Genomic DNA, 17,639 nt, shown 5'->3' on the forward strand with positions numbered 1-17,639 from the left:
GTCAAGCCGCGGCGAATGTATGGAAAGCACTCCGCAGCGCGCGAACCGGATCACCCTTCGGAATGAACTCGTGCGCAATATAGCCGCTATAACCTCGTTCCTGCAAGAAATTCGCGATCGACACCCAATTCAATTCTTGCCGGTCATCGAGATCATGACGGCCGGGCACACCGGCGGTGTGCAGGTGCAGAATTCGATCCAGGTGCGCGTCCATGGTCCGCAACACGTCACCCTCCATCACCTGCATGTGATAGATGTCGTACAGCAACCCGAGTCCCGCCGATCCGACCAGGTCGACGACGCCCGCGGCCCAGGCGGTGCTGTCGCATTGATTGCCGATGTGGTCGATCTTGCTGTTCAACGGCTCGAGCAACATGGTCACACCGCGGGACAATGCTTCCTCGGCAAGGGGGGCAAGGCCTTCCGCGCAGATGCGGGCCGCGTCCTCGTCCGATGCGGCACCCCGATTTCCCGCGTTGACCGCGATGAACGGGCACCCGGTGCCGGCTGCCAACTCGATGTTGACCCGCACCTCGTCGGTCAGGGCGGCATGGTTGGCGGCGTCGTTGAAACCGACCTCCAGCGACACGTGTCCGTCGATTATGGCGATGTCCAGCCCGAGGTCCAGCGCTTTGCCCCAGTACTCGGCAGGCAGGAAATCGACTCCCGCGTACCCGATTTCCGCGGCATACGTCAGCAGATCTTGATCCGGTGCACACTTTTCGGTGAACGACCACCAGGCAAAACTTTGCCGATAAGGCACACTCATACCCGCTCCCGCGTCAGAAGATTCGACCCGTGCATTCTAACGTTATTCTTTACCAGCGATATACCGCTGACCGATGATGAACCGATGTCGTACATCGCAATTACCGGCGCGAGCGCCGGCATCGGAGCTGCGGCCGCCATCGAATTAGCCGGCCAGGGCCATATCGTCTTGATCGTCGGACGGGACGCGGCAAAGCTCGAGCACGTCCACGCGAAGATGACCGCGGTGGCGCCTGCCGCACCGCCGTCCCCGATCTCCTGCGATCTGGCCGACCTCCGGCAGGTGCGCGCCCTGGCCGCCGAAATACTGGCTCGATACCCGCTACTCGACGTGTTGGTGAACAACGCCGGCGTGCAACCGGTCGTGCGGCAGGAGTCCAGCGACGGTTACGAACTCGCGTTCGCCGTGAACCACCTGGCCCCTTTTCTGCTCACCAATCTGCTCACCGAGCGGCTCGTGCAGTCCAATGGGCGGGTCGTCACGACATCGTCGTCCAACCACGCCGACGGGCAGATCGATTTCTCGGACCTGGCGATGCAGGACTCCTTCAGCAGCGCCGCCGCATACGATCGTTCGAAACTGGCCAATGTGCTGTTCACGAGGGAGTTCCGCAAGCGCACCGGCGTCCCGGCGACTTCTTTTCACCCCGGGACCATTTCGACCGACCTGAACAGAGACGTCCGTTATGTGCGCTGGATAAAACCGGTCGAGCGATTGGTGATGGGCAGCCCGCGCAAGGGCGCCGACACTTTGACCTGGCTCGCGACGAGCCCGGAGGGCGGCGCCCCGACCGCCGACTACTACTGCAAACGCCGACCGGCCCCGGTTTCCCGAACCGCGCAGGACCGCGAACTCGCCGAACAGCTCTGGGAGGTGAGCGAACGCATGGTCGGGCTGTCCCGACGCTGACCCATGCCCACCGGGGCTACTGCGGTGCGTTCGTCCGACCGAGTAATTGCCCGATGCGAGCCGCGAGCTGGTCGATTGTCGAACTCTCCCACGCGGACAACTCACTGAGGTCCACCCCGAGCCGACTCTCCAGCTCGCCGACCACACTGGCCGCGTAGACCGAATCCAGACCGTAATCGGTCAGATCTGCGGCGGGATCGACCGATTCCGCCGGTTGGTCGAGGTAGTACGCGATCCGTGCGCGCAACCATTCCCTGAGGTCGGCGGGGTCACTTCCGTTGTCGATCATCGTTCCTCTTTCTCCACCCGCGGCTCAGGTGCCATCGCCTGATAGATCGGATTCAGTTCGGACTCGAGAAACAATTGCTTCATCAAGGAACGGCGCACCTTTCCGCTCGTCGTGAGTCGCACGGTCCGCGGCGGCACGAACAGGACGCTCGATCGACCGACCCCGAAGTCCTGGATCAAGGCCCGCCTGATCCGCGCGGCCGCCGCCGCGAGCACCCCCTCTTCCGGATCGTCGTCGGACAGTTCCTGGATGACGATCACCCCCGGCTCGTCGTCCATCCCCAATACGACCGAACGGCCGAGGGACAGGCCGCCTGCCGCGCCGCGCACCGTGTCCTCCAGGTCGTGCGGATAGAGGTTGCGCCCCCGCACCACGATCACATCCTTGATGCGTCCCGTCACGTAGAGCGTTCCACTCGAGACAAACCCCAGATCGCCCGTCCGGAGATATCCGCCTCGGCCGTCTGCCGTCATCGCGTCGAAGGATTCGGCGCTCTGGCTCGATTGCTTCCAATACCCTTGCGCGACACACGGTCCGGACACCCATATCTCACCGATTCGCGCCGCGTCCCGTGCCACCCGGGTATTCGGATCCACGATCGCCACGGTGCCGGGCTCGTACTCCCCGCAGCTGACGATTCGTCTCGCACGCTCCCCCGGCGCCACGGGCTCGACCGCGCCACGGGCGAGTGCGTCGTGATCGACGGTCAGCACCGTCGGCATCGTGCCGGATGGCTTCGCCGACACCATCAATGTGGCCTCGGCGAGCCCATAGGTGGGCGTCAGTGCCTCCGCCGCGAAGCCCGCTTTGCCGAATTCCGCCGCGAAGGCGGTCAAGGTATCGGCGCGCACCGGCTCCGCGCCATTCAACGCCTGCCGCCAGGAACTCAAGTCCAATGTCGATACGACGGGATTGTCCCGGCCCGCCCGAGTGCACAGGGCATAGGCGAAATCCGGAGCGGTGGCCAGATCCGCGCGATACCTGCTCATCAGCGACAGCCAACCCAGAGGCCGTCGGACGAACTCCGACGGCGAAGTCAAACATACCCAGCCCCCGGTGAAAAGAGGGAACAGCAACTGCCCGAGCAAGCCCATGTCATGGGTGAGCGGTAGCCAGCCGCACGCGCCGCGGCCGAGACCGCCGCCGAGGCGGGTCCGAATGACGTTCAGGTTGGCGACGACGTTGGCATTCGTGACGACCACGCCTTTCGGCTCACGTGTCGAACCCGACGTGTACTGCAGCAGCAGCACGTCGTCGGCTCGCGCGAAGGGTGTCACCCGGTCGAACTCGACGGGAGTTTGCAGTGACCGCACATCACACACCGGGAGCGACCCGCTACCGGTGCGCAGCGCCCAATCCTGGAACCCGGACGCGCCTCGACCATCACACAGCACGACGCTCGGTTCGGCGTCCGCCACGATTCCGGTGAGTCGTTCCCGCCCGGTGCGCGAAGGGCCGGGAACCGGCGCGGGCACCGCGATGACACCGGCCCAGGCGCAGGCGAAGAAGGCCTCGGCAAATGCCACCGGCCGATCGAATACCAGTAGCGCCCGATCACCGGGCCGGAAACCGTTCCGCACCAGCCATATTCCGATGGTCAACGCGCGTTCGCACAATTTCCGATAGGTCAGCTCTTCGGAAACAGAAAGTGCGGCGAGATCTGGCACATATCGGATCGCAACCTTTTCCGGCATATCTTCGGACCGATATCGCACTATATCCGCAACAACCCGAATAGCAGAACTATCCATCGTTCGACCATCCCCCTCCATCAGCGCGAGCACCTTTTCGGGATCGCATTACGCGCTCTACAGTACCTGCGGAGCCCGGTCCGCAGAACCTTCAGGAGTACCACGATGTATCGTTCGAAGCTCTCGGCCGCTCATCTGCTCGCCGCGGAACTGGACACCGTCCTCGGTGATCCCGAGGTGCCGGGAAGCCCTTTCTCCTTTCGGGATACCGTCCTCGCCGACAATCGGCTGGAGCTTCCGCCGGGCGCGCGCCAACTGCTCGTGGAATGGGGATTCCATCATCTGCTGGTGCCGCAACGCATAGGCGGCAGACTGCGTGATTTCGATGAACTCTTCTTGGCCTCCCGCACCGTAGCGCAGCGCAACATGGCCGCGGCGGTGATGTTCGGGTCCAGCTTCCTCGCCGCGCTGCCGATCTGGCTCTGGGGAACCACGGCCCAGCAGCAACGTCTGGCCGACGGTCTGCTCGACGGAGCGTCGGCCTGCTTCGCGCTGTCCGAAGAGGAGCATGGCAGCGACCTGCGCGCGACCGAAACTACGCTCACCTCTTTCGATTCCGGGTGGTCCGTCACCGGGCGGAAGTGGCCGGTGGGTAACGCCGGGCGAGCGCGGTTCTGCACCGCGTTCGCCAGATCGGGAAAGGCCGAATTCTCTCTCGTCCTCATAGATCTGGCGGGCTTGGCCGCGCGCGCTGTCGAAGTGGATGCGCCAATCCGACATCGACGACGGAAACAAACCGGGGACCACGCGCAGCGAGTCTGCCGAGTTGCGTGATGCCCGTCGCCGGATCCGGTTGTTGGAGCAGGAGAACGAGGTCCTGCGCCGCGCCGCGGCGTATCTGTCGCAGGCGCAGATCCCGGGAAAAGGCTCTACCCGCTCGTGAAAGAGCTTGCCGCCGAAGGGATTCCTGTGGCGGTGACGTGCCGGGTGCTGCAGCTCGCCCGCCAGCCCTACTATCGGTGGCTGGCCGAACCGGTGACCGCCGGCGAACTCGCCGAGGCGTATCGGGCCGACGCCTTGTTCGATGCCCACCGCGACGACCCTGAATTCGGCTACCGGTTTCTGGCCGATGAGGCCCGCGAGGCCGGTGAATCGATGGCCGATCGGACCGCGTGGCGGATCTGCTCGACCAACCGGTGGTGGAGCGCCTTCGGCAAACGGCGGCGCGGTAAGAACGGCAGACCCGGTCCGCCCGTCCACGACGATCTGGTGCAGCGAAACTTCGTTGCCGATGCTCCGAATCGTTTGTGGCTCAGCGACATTACCGAACATTGCACCACTGAAGGCAAGCTGTATTTGTGTGCGGTCAAGGACGTGTTCTCCAACCGGATCATCGGTTACTCGATCGATTCGCGGATGAAGTCACGGCTGGCGGTGACCGCGGTGAACAACGCTGTCGCCCGGCGCGGCGATGTGGCCGGTTGCATCCTGCACAGCGACCGCGGAAGTCAGTTTCGCTCGAGGAGATTCGTCCACGCACTCAACCGTCACCGCATGGTCGGATCCATGGGCAGAGTCGGCGCGGCCGGTGACAACGCCGCCATGGAAAGCTTCTTCAGCCTGCTGCAACGCAACGTCCTGGACCGTCAGCGCTGGGAAACTCGCGAACAATTACGGATTGCGATCGTCACCTGGATCGAGCGCACCTACCACCGTCGGCGCCGACAGGCCCGGCTCGGCCGGTTGACCCCGATCGAATTCGAAACCATCATGTCCCCAGCAGCCCGACAGGCTGCCTAACCACTGTCACCCAATCCTGCAGCAGCCCCCAGTGCCGTCAGTTCGAATGCGCTTGTAGCCCGCGTCGCTGCCACGCGCGGCAAATCACCCAGGCTGGCCCTCGATGCGATGGCTCAGAACGTGAAAGGGCCGCTGAATTCGGGTGCCACGTGGGGGTCCGCGATTAACGTCTGCGACCGTCAGACCAATGAACTGCACTGTGCCACAACGTCGTTGCGCAGCAGTATCCCGATGATCACGGACATTAGTGACCACGGCAAGAGAGCCTGATTGAAGCGGTTTAGGTGACATGGCGGTCCTCGTGGCAATCGGTTCCGATCACGCGACACGAGACAACATGCTCGTGCGGGATCTGTGGAATTAGCGACGCCACTGGGGAAAACCGCCCAGCGCACGACCAGTTAACCATGTTCGACTTGTAACGTCAATCACATATAGCAGTAAGCTCTTGATCATGAAGGGTAGGCCGAGGGTGGGATCTTTACTCCGAAAGTGAGAGCTTGGAAGCATGACCAACAGCAGTGCTGTGCCTGCGGACCGGCTGCCCCATCCCCGTGGACGGTTGCCGATCCTCGGGGATGTGGCCAGTGTGGACCGGCGTCGTACCACCCAAAACGAGCTCCTGCTCGCCCAGCGCGGACTTGGGCCGATCTTCGAACGCAAGGTCCTGCGCAGCCGGGTGATCATCGTCTCCGGCGCACGGCTCGCGACGGAGTGCTGTGATGAAACATCTTGGGCCCGTTGCCTTGCCGGTCCCGTCAAAATGCTGCGCGATGTGGTGCCTGAGGGCTTGTTCACCGCCCGGACATCGAACCCGCTGTGGGGGCAGGCTCGTCGAATTCTCACTCCTGGTTTCAGTCAGGCCGCCATGCGCGTCTACCACGACGCCATGACCAGCGTCGCCGACGATCTGATCGCGGCCTGGTCCGCCGCACCAGGTGGCAAAGTCGACGTACACGAGGCGATGACGGCGGCAACCTTGGAGGTGATCGGCCGGGCCGGGTTCTCCCGCCGGCTGGGGTTGCTCGGGCCTGGCGATGTCGACGGCACAGACTCCCGACAGTTCGCCGAGGCGTTCGCGGAGATTTTGAGCTGGTTCAGCGGGCAGGCCAACGACCTACCGGTAGTGGGCACCGTTCGAACGCTCGCACGCGCTCGCCGTATCCGGGCTCAGATCGCAGCCATTCGAAGCTATGTCGACTCCATGGTCGCCGAGCGCACGACACACAACCGCGGCGAGGCGCATGACCTACTCGGTTTGATGCTGACTACCGCCGACCCTGAGACCGGGGAACTCCTGCCCGCATCCAATGTGAGCGAGCAGGTCCTCACCTTCCTGGTGGCCGGTCATGAAACGACGGCAGCTCTGCTGGAAACCGCGATGCACTATCTCGCGGCAGCCCCCGGGCTACAAGAGGACTTGCGGGCTGAGATCGCAACGCACGGAGGCGAGTTCGGATATGAGGCGATCATCAGGATGCGGCAGATTCGTGCAGTATTGAATGAGGTGCTGCGCTTGTGGCCGCCGGTATCGGGGTTCTTCCGCGTCGCCCGTTCCGACCAAGTTCTCGGCGGCTACAAGATCCCCGCCGGACGGTCTGTGTTCGTGCTCGCACTGGCCGCGCAACGCGACCCTGCGGTGTGGGGACCGCAGGCAGAGGAGTTCGATCCCGGGCGATTCGACCCCGAACGGTCACGTGAGTTCCCAGACCGGTTTTTCCATCCGTTCGGCTCAGGCCCAAGGTCATGCATCGGCCGTGCCTTCGCTTTACATGAAGCAACACTGCTGCTGGCCCGGATACTCGACGCCTACGACCTGAGCGGTGTATCGCCACTTCGTATGTACGAGCGAGGCACCCTGCGACCCGAGCCCTACGCCCTTACAGCTCGATCCCTCCATCAACCCTGAAATCGAAACGACCAGAAGCGGAGAGAATTCGCGGTGAGTTGGTTTGTGGTGGAATGCCTTGCGTCCCTACCGGAACCGATGACCATCGTGTGCAAGGATGGGGACGCACGCGCCTGGACGTCGTTACGGACGCTGCATCGTCACGAATTCGTCGACATCGAGGACTTACTGGACTCCGTGCGGCGCAACGGAACACCAATACAACGAGTCATTCGCGCCGGAGATGGGAGCATGCGCCTGATCGACATCAGGCCGGTGATAGGACCTGCTGGCGACGCCCACGGCATGCATCTATGGATCGGCCCCGACACCGAAGACCCGCCCCCACATTGCCCCGCCTCTGGCATGTCGTGGAACCTCGACGACCTTCAGGTCCGGGTGACCGAACAATGGTGGCGCAACTGGCGCGGACCAGACAGCGTGGACACGAAGCCCTCGCTTACCCTCTCACCACCCGAATTCTTCCGGAACGTGGTCAGATTCGACCGCATCGAGGAACTCCTGGTCCAAGCCTCCGATCCGGACGCCACGACAGCACACCGCTCCTCTACCGTAGTGCTTCACGACCTGGGCTACCTGATGACCTGGTACAACGTCGCACGCGGCCGAAAAGACGAGCAGCACAACGGAATGCGCGGACTCGCCATCGACGTGACGGACACCAACCCGCCAGTGATCAGCCCCGTCGAAGTACGCGACCTCAGCGCAGGCGCCGGATCGTTCAGCGCACGAAAAGAAGGCTGGTGGACAGAGCCACCTCCCGACGACGAAACCACCGCCGCGGCCCTACTCGCCTACTCTCCGCGTCTCCGAATGCCGGTCATCGCCGAATGGATCAGCCGCGTACCAAGCTGGATCGACTGGGAACGCGAAGGCGATCCCGTCACCTTCCACCCCGACGACCACAACGCACTCCAACGCACCTTCGAAACCCTCGCCGGCAACAGCGAGACAACCACTCCCGCACGGATACGAGCCTTCACCGAAACGGGGTGGCAATCAGTCATGGTCACCTCGCGCCGCTACCCCGGCGACGTCGGCAACCATCTTCACATCGTCCGCATCGTGAAAACAGCAAATAATTGACTAGCTGCTGAACCTCGCCCGGCAAGACCAGCGTGTGCCAGGCGGAAGCGTCCTTAGGAACCCGTGGCCGCCGGATCATCCCCGCGTGCGCGGGGAGCACGACCCGGACGGCCGGGTGGAGGGCCTGTGTTCCGGATCATCCCCGCGTGCGCGGGGAGCACTTCCTCGGCGCGGCGACCCTCGCCCACATGGCCGGATCATCCCCGCGTGCGCGGGGAGCACCGTCCCAGTGCCGGGATCCCTCTTCACCCCCGCGGATCATCCCCGTGTGCGCGGGGAGCGCGGGTCGCGCTCCAAATCGAGCCGCGACAGGCCGGGATCATCCCCGCGTGCGCGGGGAGCACAAGTCGCCGGTGCCGCTCGCGCGGGTGGAGTTCGGATCATCCCCGCGTGCGCGGGGAGCACTCGGTGTAACCCGCTACGCTGAAGGCGTTCTGGGATCATCCCCGCGTGCGCGGGGAGCACACTCTCATTCATATGTAACGCTCAGTTCTAACCGGGATCATCCCCGCGTGCGCGGGGAGCACGCCGTCACGGCCCAGATGGAGGGTCTCAACGCGGGATCATCCCCGCGTGCGCGGGGAGCACACTTGTTGATCTGCATGTTCTCTACCCAAACTGCGACTTTCCGATCGGTTTGTTTCGACGATCCGACCCTACCGTCGACAGGACAGACAAGAACTCCCCTCACCTTGAAGGTCTGCCGAGTGCGCGGTGGCTTAGCCCGACATCGCATGCACCAGGACGGAATTGTGAAACTGGGTCAGAGAGTGCCACGCAGGTGGCAGCAGGTTTCGGAAAGGGGCGGGTTCGTCGGTGGGTGCGGTAATGATTCGCGTATGGAGCCACGCGCCTACACCTCAGGCGGGCCGCTGATCCCGCACCGCACCGATCACGATGACGACCGTGACCCCGTCTGCGGGCATCGGCTCATAGACCACTGCAATGGCTGTTCGAGTTGTACGCACTGCGATATCTGCTGGTGCGCAGCAGCGGAAGACGAGTACCTCGATCCGACCAGCTGAGCTCATACGTGTGGTGGAGGCTCGCCGCCGTCGAGCACGAGCCGGTGCCCGAGTGCCCCGCAGCACAGATGCAAGCGATCCAACAGCACGAGATCAGCTTCGGCAAACCAAGAGGCTGCTTGCGAACCTACCGGTCGTCGCGGATCCATCCGTCTAGGTCTCCGGCGAGGGATGCCACAGACGGACCAGGCATTCAGCTCAGCCTCGGCCAGTGCGCTTCTTGGCCGAACCCTTCCCACGCTTCTTGCCGGGCTCGATAAACGCCGGGACATCGGGCTTACTTCTCGTCGGTGAGGGCACCGCTGATGAAGCCTGGGCTGCTCGATACGCGGCGACTACCTCCGCAGAAATTCGCCCGCGCCCCGACACGCTATAACCGTTGTCCGCCGCCCAAGAGCGAATCGCTGCTACCTGACCATTGGCCGATGCGCGCCGTGTGCTGTCGCGATGAGCACTGGTACGCCCCAGCTTCCGAGCCGAATCCGCCCACATCCCAACAGCTTCTCGCAGCCTGGCAGCGTTTGCATACGACAGATCAATCTCATACATTCGGCCGTCGAAGCCGAACGCTACCGTTTCATCGGCCTCCGACCCATCGATATCGTCAACGAGCGCCTCAACAATTCGCCTGGCCATTCTGATCCCTTTCCAAGAATACGGACCGCATATCGCGACATTAGCACGACACAGGAGCATAAACGGCCATCACTCACAGAGATATGGCGCGTCCCGCGTGGATCCACTTGCAGTTCAACCGTTGTACCGGCAATCAACCTCACCGGCCGATTTCCCGGCTCAGGGGGACAGCTTCCAACCGCCCGCTGCACCATGCTCAGCTGAATCTATCCACCTCTCAGCGACTGCTCCGCAAGCTCGCACGGTCCTAGTGTCGAAAACCAAGCCGAAATCCGGAGTGAACAGACGTAGCACCCGCTACGCGCGCACCTCTACTCCGGAAGGCCCTCCATGACACGCCCTCATCACCGACCCCAGACGGCCGCAGAAGGCCGGTCCAGCAGCACACCCTCGAGCGACGCTCGCCGGCGGCACTGGCACGTTCAGCGGATCGAAACCACTCAGATGACAGCACAGCAGTACGACCAGGCAGTCACGGCGCTATCTGCACTATTCAGCGAATGGACGCTAAATCAGCAAACCTCGACACCTGCCGATCTATTAACAATGGATGCCATTCCCCTCCATGCCGAGAACGAGGGATCGTAACCACACAGTGCGTTATTGATAACTCACCCATCGGCCAGAAGAGGGGTTAGATGACACCGCCCGCACTCAAACGCCGGAACACACGATCGTCGTTTACGACGCTTGGCGACGACGTCCGGGTTGGAATTTACGTGCGCCGCTCGACCGATGACGAACATCAACCGTATTCCATCGAGGCCCAGGACACTCGGCTCGATGCCTACATCGACTCCCAACCAGGGTGGCGACGCGTCGCCCGCTTTCATGACGATGCCTCCGGAGCGAGCACCAACCGACCAGGCCTGGAGAAGGCGATAGCCGCCGCCCACGCTGGTCTGATCGATGTCCTTCTCGTCTACCGCGTCGACCGGTTCTCTCGCAACCTGCGCGACATGGTGGTGCTGCTCGACGAACTCGACGGCGCCGGGGTCGTATTCCGCTCGGCCACCGAGCCTTTCGATACCGCCACCCCGATGGGCCGGATGCTCGTTCAGATGCTCGGCATGTTTGCCCAGTTCGAACGCGACACCATCATCGACCGTGTCATCGCAGGCATGGAACGCAAAGCAGCCAAAGGCAAATGGAAAGGAGGCAAACGCCCCTTCGGCTACCTCGTGGACCCCACCACTCATGTCCTGACGATCAACCCGACCGAAGCCGCTGTCGTCCGAACCATCTTCGCCATCTACACCCGCGACCGCGATGGCGCACGCACGATCGCCACCATCCTCAACGACCGCGGCCACCGCACCACCACCGGCGGGCTTTGGTCCACCCAACAAGTACTGCGAGTATTGACCAACCGAACCTACCTGGGCGAGATCAACTTCCGCGGAAACACGACCACCGACAGCCACGAACCAATCATCACTACTTCGACATGGCAACAGGCACAACACATCCTCGAAGCTCGCGCCGAAAGCCCCGCCCACCGCGCGGCCTCAGGATCGGACTACATGCTCACCGGCCGACTGCACTGTCCCCACTGCAATCGAGCCATGGTCGGCACCCGCGCCACCGGACGAAGCCGCTCCTACCGTTACTACACCTGCGGCAACGTCTCCCGTTTCAACGCAGCAAAATGCGACTTTCCGCGCCTGGACGCCGACGCCGTCGACGCAGCCATCCTCGACGCCCTAGCCACCTTCTACCGCACACAACACACCATCATCGACGCCGCCATCGACAACGCCCGCCGCAACCACCGCACAGCACACGCCGACCGCCGAGCCGAACTGACAACCATCAATACGGAACTCACAAAAACCAATCACGCCATCGAGCGCTACCTCACCGCGTTCGAACGCGGAACCCTCGCCGACGAACTCCTCGCCGAGCGCCTCACCAGCCTCCACACCAAGACCAACCAGCTCCAGAATCGCCGCGACGAGCTGACCTACGAGATGGAAGAAGAACCCCGATCACCCGAACCCGCCACACTCAACGACATCGCACACCACATCGCCGAGGTCATCCGCGACGGCAACAACAACCAAACCAAAGCACTCATCGAAGCGCTCATCGCCAAAGTCACCATCACCGCACCGGATCGACTGATCCCGATCTTCCGGATTCCCCAACCCACCTCACAGGACCCAACCCCTGCAGGAAACACGAAAACCGCCCCCGAAGGGACGGTTCGTATACCGACTACATCGGTGGAGCTAAGGGGACTCGAACCCCTGACCCCCACACTGCCAGTGTGGTGCGCTACCAGCTGCGCCATAGCCCCGAGTGGGTTGCTTTCAGGTTTCCCTGACTGCCTGAACGAAGTTACACCACGGGTGTGGTGGCGGCCAAATCGCCTTGAATTGGGGGTGGCGGAGGGGAGTTTGGAGTCGTAGTATCGAACGCATGTTCGAAGGCAGTGGTTCCTCGGAGCTGGGCTTTCAGGCCATGAGCGAACGAAGAGAGCGAATCATGACGCAGCGCACATCGCGCATGAGCGATGAGGGGTTGATCGAGGCCCTTCGGACGGCGCATGGGGCTGCCGCGGCGGCGCAGGCGGCGGAGGTGTTCGCGGTTCGCGAGTTGTATCGGCGGCACCGGGCGTCGAGTGCGCAGCCGGGGCCCGGTGGGGTGCGGGCTGGTGAGTTCGCGGCGACCGAAGCGGCGATGGCAATACAGGTCGACGAGGGGTCGGTCGCGGCGATGATCGATGTGGGGTTGGCGTTGGAGGGTTGGTTGCCGCGCACGCGGGCGGAGTTCGCGGCGGGGCGGATCGATCTGGCCAAGGTGCGGGTGATCATCGACAACACGCGTGCGGTGGCCGGGGAGGTGCTCGCGGAGTTGGAGCCGCGGTTGCTGGAGACGGCGCGGCGGACGACGCCGGTGCGGCTGCGGCAGACGGCGCGGCGGTGGGTGGCGCGGTTGGATCCAGGTGGGGCGCAACGGCGGCGAGAACAGCGGCAGGACGATCGGGACGTCCGGATTCGGGCCATGCAGGACGGCATGGCGGTGTTCGACGGGGTGTTGCCCGCGCCGGACGCGCAGACGGTGGCGATGCGGCTGCGAGAGATGAGTCTGCAGGTGTGCTCGTCGGATCCGCGGACGATGCCGCAGCGGCGGGCGGACGCGCTGGTGGCGTTGGCGGACGGCTCGGGGCGGTTGCGGTGCGCGTGCGGTCGCGGCGCGCGATGCCCGAAGCGGGAGATTACACAGCCGCCGCGGCGGCCGCTGATCCAGATCGGTATTCCGGCGGACACGCTGCTCGGCATGACGGAGGCGCCGGCGTTCCTGGCCGGGTACGGGCCGATCGATGCGGCGTTGGCGCGCATGATCGCCGAACATGCGCGGTTTCAAGTGATTCCGGAACAGTCCGGCGCCGAGGAACCGGTCGCAGCCGAACAGGTCGCGCACACACCACGATTGGCGCGCGAGGTGCGCGCGCTGGACGGCATGTGCCGGTTCCCGAACTGCGTCATGCCTGCGGCGGAATCCGAACTGGCACACCATCGCTCGACTGCCACCAGGGCCGACCTGACGGCACTCTGCACGCGACATCACCGCTTGAAAGTGTTGGTGGACAAGCGGAAAGTGCCATGGGAGACCTGGCTGACCGAGGCCGACCGACTGCAATGGACCACACCCACCGGCGAGAAGCAGACGACCGCGCGCGAAGGTGCGCGATACCTGTTCCCGCACAACGACTCCGACGCACCAGCCGAGACCGTGCCGGTAACGGAGACGACCACGCGCGCACTGCCCGACGACCTCGCCTATCCCCTGCGCGGCCACGTCCTGGTCCATCGGCAACTGTGCCGGATCGCACCGGAAGACGAAATCCCCGATGACGCAGCGCCTCCCGCGGTCGACACCGCGTACTGAACCACGAGTTCGGCCGGTGCGGTCGAACAGCCGGGCCGGGGCGTCGGCAACCGGAGTCGACGCCCCGCCCACCGACCACCCGAAATATCGACGCGCAGCAGTCCCGGGCTACTGGGGAAGCCGGGATGGCGCCGTCGAGCAGGCCGGGCCGGCGACTGGTGGAGTCGCCGGCCCGGCCATGCAACCGAACCTGCGGCCGCCCCACCATATCTGGCGCGTCGAAAACAACTCCCGCACAACCGAACCGGCTCGACACCTGCCGCGAACGCCGGAGCAAATGATGTGCCCGGCCACGGCACCGGCGGCGTGGGCAGATCGAGCTCACCACCCTCAGCCGGGGGCGCCCAGCAAGCGTGCGACGACTCAGACCTCAAACCACCCGAATGCTCGGCGCCGCGGTCCCGGGGGACTCCAGGAGTCGGATCGCGCGCCGGGCGGGGCCGGGCCGTGGCGGGTGGTGCGTCCGGCTCGGCCCCCCGGTCTCAGGACTTGACCGCGATCCCGCCGACGATGATCTGCTCGACCAGGGTGAGGTTGTCGCGCACGATGGTGTCCGGCCGCCAGTAGCTCAGCGGCACCAGGCCGGGCTCGACCAGCTCGTAACCGCGGAACAACCGCTTGATCTCCGCCTCGGTCCGGAAACGTCCGGTGCCGAGGAATTCGAGGAACGACTTCTCCAAGGCCTGCGATTCTGGACCGTTGTTCAAGAAGTGCGTGATGAACAGATGACTGCCGACCGGCACCGCGTCCATGTACCCGTCGACGACACCTTCCGGGTCCTCGTCATCGTGCAGGTGATGCAGCATGCCGACGAGCATCACGGCCACCGGTTCGGAAAAATCGATCATCTTCTGCACGTCGGGATGGGCGAGCACGGCCGCCGGATCCCGCAAATCGGCGGTGATGACTCGGGTTTGGCCGCTGTCGCCGAGCAAAGCCCGGCCATGCGCCAAGACAATCGGATCCTTGTCGACATAGACGACCCGGGCCTCGGGCTGAAACGCCTGCGCCACCTGATGGGTGTTCTCCATGGTGGGCAGACCGGCGCCGAGATCGAGATACTGCTTCAGGCTCGCCTTGCCCGCGAGGTATTTGACGCCGCGACCGAGCACGGCGCGATTCAGTTTCGCCAGCTCGTCCACTTCGGGCATGGTTTCCTGGAGATGCTTGATGACATGCTCGTCGGACGGGTAATAGTCCTTACCACCGAGTAGCGCGTCATAGACTCTCGAGATGCTCGGCTTGCTCACGTCGAAATCAACAGGCGCCGACTCGGAACTCGTCATCGTTCATCCTTCGGGCGAATACTCGGACAATTGACCGTATTCGAAAAGCCTAGCTACCCAACCGGCTGCCGTGCGGGCCAATGCCACAATCCGGTAGGCGATCGCTACCGGGTCAGCGCATCGACCCAATCCTCTTTGCTGACATCGATCTTCGTCTTGCCGTCGAACACGGCGGGTGTGGCCGCTGTGCCGTCGAGCGCCTCGCCGAGCGCCGCGGTGGCGGCGGTAGCCGTGACCTTGGCCTCGTCGACCCGGGCACCGGTGGCGATGCACTGCAACTGCGCCTCGGGCGCGCCCGCGACCCGGGCGAGCGCGGCGAGCTCGTCGTTGCTCAGATCCGCACCACCCTCGCTCGGTCGCTTGGTGGTGAACAGTTCCATGTGGAACTTAGAGTACACCGGGCCCGAACCACCCTCAGCGACACACTGATTCGCCGCAACCGCCCGGCTGGAATAGTCCTTGCTCTTTGAACGGGCGTCCAGAAAGTTCACCAACCGGTAGCGCACGGCCAGCTTGCCCTCGTCGACCCGCTGCGCGATCTCCTGACCGTAGATGCGTTCCAGGTTGCCGCAGCCGGGGCAGAGCGGGTCCTCGAAGATATCGATCGTCTTCTTCGCGTCCTGACGTCCGAGCAGAATCGAACCGTCCGGTTCCAACTGCGCCCGGACGGAGGCCTCGCGCACCGTCCCATATCCCTCGTTGCGCACGCTCACCTCGTCGTGTCCCCAGTTGATCGCCGCGACGACGATCACGGCGATCAAGGCGAGGGCCACGGCGCCCAGCGCGTACGTGGTCTTACTGGACATGGGTCGTGGGGTGTAGTTCGAACGCGATTCGCTCACCCCCACACTCTGCCGCAACGCGCGCGGCACCCGCGCGCCAGCCCCCGCACGCTGCGACGATCCCCACAGGCCGGTCACCGGGCCGTGGTGGCGTCCTCGGAGCGATCCGTGCCGGGACGCACCGCGCGGTCCCGTTCGGCGACAGCGGATTCGACATCGGCGACCGGCGGCACCGCACTGTCGGCGACGGGCGCGCCCGCCACCTCGCTCACCGCCTGATCGACCTTCTCCTCCTCGGACAACAGTTGATGGTCCGCACCGTCCGCGCCACAGAGATGGTCACATCCGACGGTCTGCTCGGCGGTCCGCCTACGCAGCGGCTCCGGCACGATCGCCCAGCCCACCGCGGCGATGGCGAGCAGCGCGCCGGTGACCGTGAGCGCGAGCCCGTAGGAGCTCTGTTGCGCCAGCGCGCCCACCGCGACGGGACCGAGCACGGTACCGAGGTCGGCGGCCATCTGGAATCCGGCGAGCACCGGTCCGCCGCGCGCGTTCGGCCCGATCACGTCGGCGACGGCGGCCTGCTGGGTCGGGGTGAACAGGCCCGCGCCGAGACCGGCCACGAACGAGGTGACGAGCAGCAACGGCAGGGTGTCGGCGACACCGAGTCCGGCGGTGCCGACCGCGCACACCAGCGACCCGGCGATCAGGAAAGGCTTGCGCCCCCATCGATCCGAGTACCGGCCTGCCAGGAACAGCACCGCGACGTTGCCCGCGGCGAACACGGTCAACGCCACCCCGGCCATGCCTGGGGTCTGGTGCAGCACCTCGACGACGAGCAACGGCACCAACGCCATCCGCACGCCGAAGATGGCCGCGCCGTTGGCGAAGTTGGACCACAGCACCGCGCGATACTCCGATCGCGCCCAGGCCTCGCGGAACGACATCATCCGCACGCCGCCAACGGGTTCCGGCGCGGCCAGCTGCGAATCACGCAGGGCCAGATACACCGCGACGGTCACCGCGAGCAGCGCCACCGCGTAGATCACGAACGGCATCCGCAGCCCGAGCCCCGACAGCGCACCACCGACCAGCGGCCCGCTGACCGACCCGATCAGAAAGCTGGTGGACCACAGGCCGGACACCCGGCCGCGCGCGGCGGGCGGGGACATCCGGATCACCAGCGCCAGCGAGGACACCGTGAACATGGTCGACCCGATGCCGCCGAGCGACCGCAAAACCATCAGCTGCCAATAACTTTGGGCCAGCGCGCTGGCGCCGGTGGAGACCGCGACGATCAGCAGGCCGCCCAGATACACCGACCGCTCGCCCAGGCGCTGCACCAGCCGCCCGCTCAGCGGCGCGAACAGCAGCCGCATCAGGGCGAAGGCGCTGACGATCGCCGAGGCCGCCGCGACGCCGACGCCGAAGCTGCGCGCGAACTGCGGCAGCACCGGAGCGACCAACCCGAATCCGATCGCGATGACGAACGCACCACCGACGAGCACCCAGATCTCGATGGGAAGAGCGTCGGCGCGGGGGTTCGATCTACCGCTCACCGAT

General features: G+C 64.7%; 13 protein-coding genes, 1 tRNA gene, 2 pseudogenes and 1 CRISPR repeat array. Of the genes and pseudogenes, 7 read left to right on the forward strand and 9 right to left on the reverse strand.

Translation table 11 applies throughout. The annotated features are described in order from the left end of the window. Position 1 precedes the first annotated feature (1 nt). Positions 2-769: a TIM barrel protein gene (locus F5X71_RS27865; RefSeq protein WP_167464678.1), complete on the reverse strand. Its 768-nt coding sequence runs from the start codon at positions 767-769 to the stop codon at positions 2-4. An 84-nt stretch (positions 770-853) separates the two neighbouring features. On the opposite strand from F5X71_RS27865, the gene F5X71_RS27870 reads away from it, so the two are divergent. After that, positions 854-1,678 carry an SDR family NAD(P)-dependent oxidoreductase gene (locus F5X71_RS27870; protein ID WP_167464679.1) on the forward strand — a complete coding sequence of 275 codons (825 nt, stop codon included), beginning with the start codon at positions 854-856 and terminating at the stop codon, positions 1,676-1,678. Between the two features lie 16 nt (positions 1,679-1,694). On the opposite strand, the gene F5X71_RS27875 is transcribed toward F5X71_RS27870, so the two are convergent. Continuing rightward, positions 1,695-1,967 carry an acyl carrier protein gene (locus F5X71_RS27875; RefSeq protein ID WP_167464680.1) on the reverse strand — a complete coding sequence of 91 codons (273 nt, stop codon included), beginning with the start codon at positions 1,965-1,967 and terminating at the stop codon, positions 1,695-1,697. Continuing rightward, a complete protein-coding gene (locus F5X71_RS27880) occupies positions 1,964-3,739 on the reverse strand; it encodes a fatty acyl-AMP ligase (protein WP_342803744.1) in 1,776 nt (591 codons plus the stop codon). The genes F5X71_RS27875 and F5X71_RS27880 overlap by 4 nt, the downstream gene beginning before the upstream one ends. 84 nt (positions 3,740-3,823) lie before the next feature. On the opposite strand from F5X71_RS27880, the gene F5X71_RS27885 reads away from it, so the two are divergent. From F5X71_RS27885 to F5X71_RS27900, 4 genes and pseudogenes are all read left to right on the forward strand, one after another. Further along, positions 3,824-4,492 carry an acyl-CoA dehydrogenase family protein gene (locus F5X71_RS27885; protein WP_167464682.1) on the forward strand — a complete coding sequence of 223 codons (669 nt, stop codon included), beginning with the start codon at positions 3,824-3,826 and terminating at the stop codon, positions 4,490-4,492. Then, positions 4,410-5,458: pseudogene (locus F5X71_RS27890) on the forward strand (IS3 family transposase); the annotation flags it as partial. The gene F5X71_RS27885 and the pseudogene F5X71_RS27890, both read left to right, overlap by 83 nt. Before the next feature lie 508 nt (positions 5,459-5,966). Next, positions 5,967-7,367, forward strand: a complete 1,401-nt coding sequence (locus tag F5X71_RS27895) for a cytochrome P450 (protein ID WP_167464683.1) — start codon at positions 5,967-5,969, stop codon at positions 7,365-7,367. A gap of 33 nt (positions 7,368-7,400) precedes the next feature. Continuing rightward, positions 7,401-8,453, forward strand: coding sequence for a GAF domain-containing protein (locus tag F5X71_RS27900; protein ID WP_167464684.1), 1,053 nt, complete (start codon positions 7,401-7,403; stop codon positions 8,451-8,453). Between the two features lie 72 nt (positions 8,454-8,525). Further along, positions 8,526-9,041: a CRISPR direct-repeat array (repeat unit 28 nt; unit sequence GGATCATCCCCGCGTGCGCGGGGAGCAC). A 635-nt stretch (positions 9,042-9,676) separates the two neighbouring features. Here the strand turns inward: F5X71_RS27900 and F5X71_RS37620 are convergent. Beyond that, positions 9,677-10,174 (reverse strand): Lsr2 family protein, encoded by a 498-nt coding sequence (locus F5X71_RS37620; protein ID WP_342803745.1) that lies wholly within the window; start codon positions 10,172-10,174, stop codon positions 9,677-9,679. 578 nt (positions 10,175-10,752) lie between these two features. Between F5X71_RS37620 and F5X71_RS37845 the strand changes: the two are divergent. Beyond that, positions 10,753-11,808 (forward strand): annotated as a pseudogene (locus F5X71_RS37845) (recombinase family protein); the annotation flags it as partial. A 9-nt stretch (positions 11,809-11,817) separates the two neighbouring features. Here the strand turns inward: F5X71_RS37845 and F5X71_RS36710 are convergent. Further along, complete coding sequence (locus F5X71_RS36710; RefSeq protein WP_203218226.1) at positions 11,818-12,036, reverse strand: hypothetical protein; 219 nt, start codon at positions 12,034-12,036, stop codon at positions 11,818-11,820. Positions 12,037-12,340: 304 nt separating this feature from the next. Further along, positions 12,341-12,413 (reverse strand) — tRNA-Ala (locus tag F5X71_RS27915). Positions 12,414-12,601: 188 nt separating this feature from the next. Here F5X71_RS27915 and F5X71_RS27920 point away from each other — a divergent pair. Further along, positions 12,602-14,008 (forward strand): DUF222 domain-containing protein, encoded by a 1,407-nt coding sequence (locus F5X71_RS27920; protein ID WP_167464686.1) that lies wholly within the window; start codon positions 12,602-12,604, stop codon positions 14,006-14,008. Between the two features lie 482 nt (positions 14,009-14,490). Here F5X71_RS27920 and F5X71_RS27925 read toward each other — a convergent pair whose 3' ends face one another. The 3 genes from F5X71_RS27925 to F5X71_RS27935 all read right to left on the reverse strand — a co-directional run bounded on the left by F5X71_RS27925 (position 14,491) and on the right by F5X71_RS27935 (position 17,635). Then, complete coding sequence (locus F5X71_RS27925) at positions 14,491-15,294, reverse strand: SAM-dependent methyltransferase (protein WP_167464687.1); 804 nt, start codon at positions 15,292-15,294, stop codon at positions 14,491-14,493. A gap of 104 nt (positions 15,295-15,398) precedes the next feature. After that, positions 15,399-16,100: a DsbA family protein gene (locus F5X71_RS27930; protein ID WP_167464688.1), complete on the reverse strand. Its 702-nt coding sequence runs from the start codon at positions 16,098-16,100 to the stop codon at positions 15,399-15,401. 110 nt (positions 16,101-16,210) lie between these two features. Continuing rightward, a complete protein-coding gene (locus tag F5X71_RS27935) occupies positions 16,211-17,635 on the reverse strand; it encodes an MFS transporter (RefSeq protein WP_342803746.1) in 1,425 nt (474 codons plus the stop codon). Between the last annotated feature and the right edge of the window lie 4 nt (positions 17,636-17,639).

The organism is Nocardia brasiliensis (assembly GCF_011801125.1).
In the GTDB taxonomy this organism is placed as follows: Bacteria; Actinomycetota; Actinomycetes; order Mycobacteriales; family Mycobacteriaceae; genus Nocardia; species Nocardia brasiliensis_C.

Excerpts from the sequence above, each read along its gene's own strand:
- F5X71_RS27865 (WP_167464678.1), bottom strand. The coding sequence starts at position 769 with ATGAGTGTGCCTTATCGGCAAAGTTTTGCCTGGTGGTCGTTCACCGAA.
- F5X71_RS27870 (WP_167464679.1), top strand. The coding sequence starts at position 854 with ATGTCGTACATCGCAATTACCGGCGCGAGCGCCGGCATCGGAGCTGCG.
- F5X71_RS27875 (WP_167464680.1), bottom strand. The coding sequence starts at position 1,967 with ATGATCGACAACGGAAGTGACCCCGCCGACCTCAGGGAATGGTTGCGC.
- F5X71_RS27880 (WP_342803744.1), bottom strand. The coding sequence starts at position 3,739 with ATGGAGGGGGATGGTCGAACGATGGATAGTTCTGCTATTCGGGTTGTT.
- F5X71_RS27885 (WP_167464682.1), top strand. The coding sequence starts at position 3,824 with ATGTATCGTTCGAAGCTCTCGGCCGCTCATCTGCTCGCCGCGGAACTG.
- F5X71_RS27895 (WP_167464683.1), top strand. The coding sequence starts at position 5,967 with ATGACCAACAGCAGTGCTGTGCCTGCGGACCGGCTGCCCCATCCCCGT.
- F5X71_RS37620 (WP_342803745.1), bottom strand. The coding sequence starts at position 10,174 with ATGCTCCTGTGTCGTGCTAATGTCGCGATATGCGGTCCGTATTCTTGG.
- F5X71_RS27920 (WP_167464686.1), top strand. The coding sequence starts at position 12,602 with ATGACGCAGCGCACATCGCGCATGAGCGATGAGGGGTTGATCGAGGCC.
- F5X71_RS27925 (WP_167464687.1), bottom strand. The coding sequence starts at position 15,294 with ATGACGAGTTCCGAGTCGGCGCCTGTTGATTTCGACGTGAGCAAGCCG.
- F5X71_RS27930 (WP_167464688.1), bottom strand. The coding sequence starts at position 16,100 with ATGTCCAGTAAGACCACGTACGCGCTGGGCGCCGTGGCCCTCGCCTTG.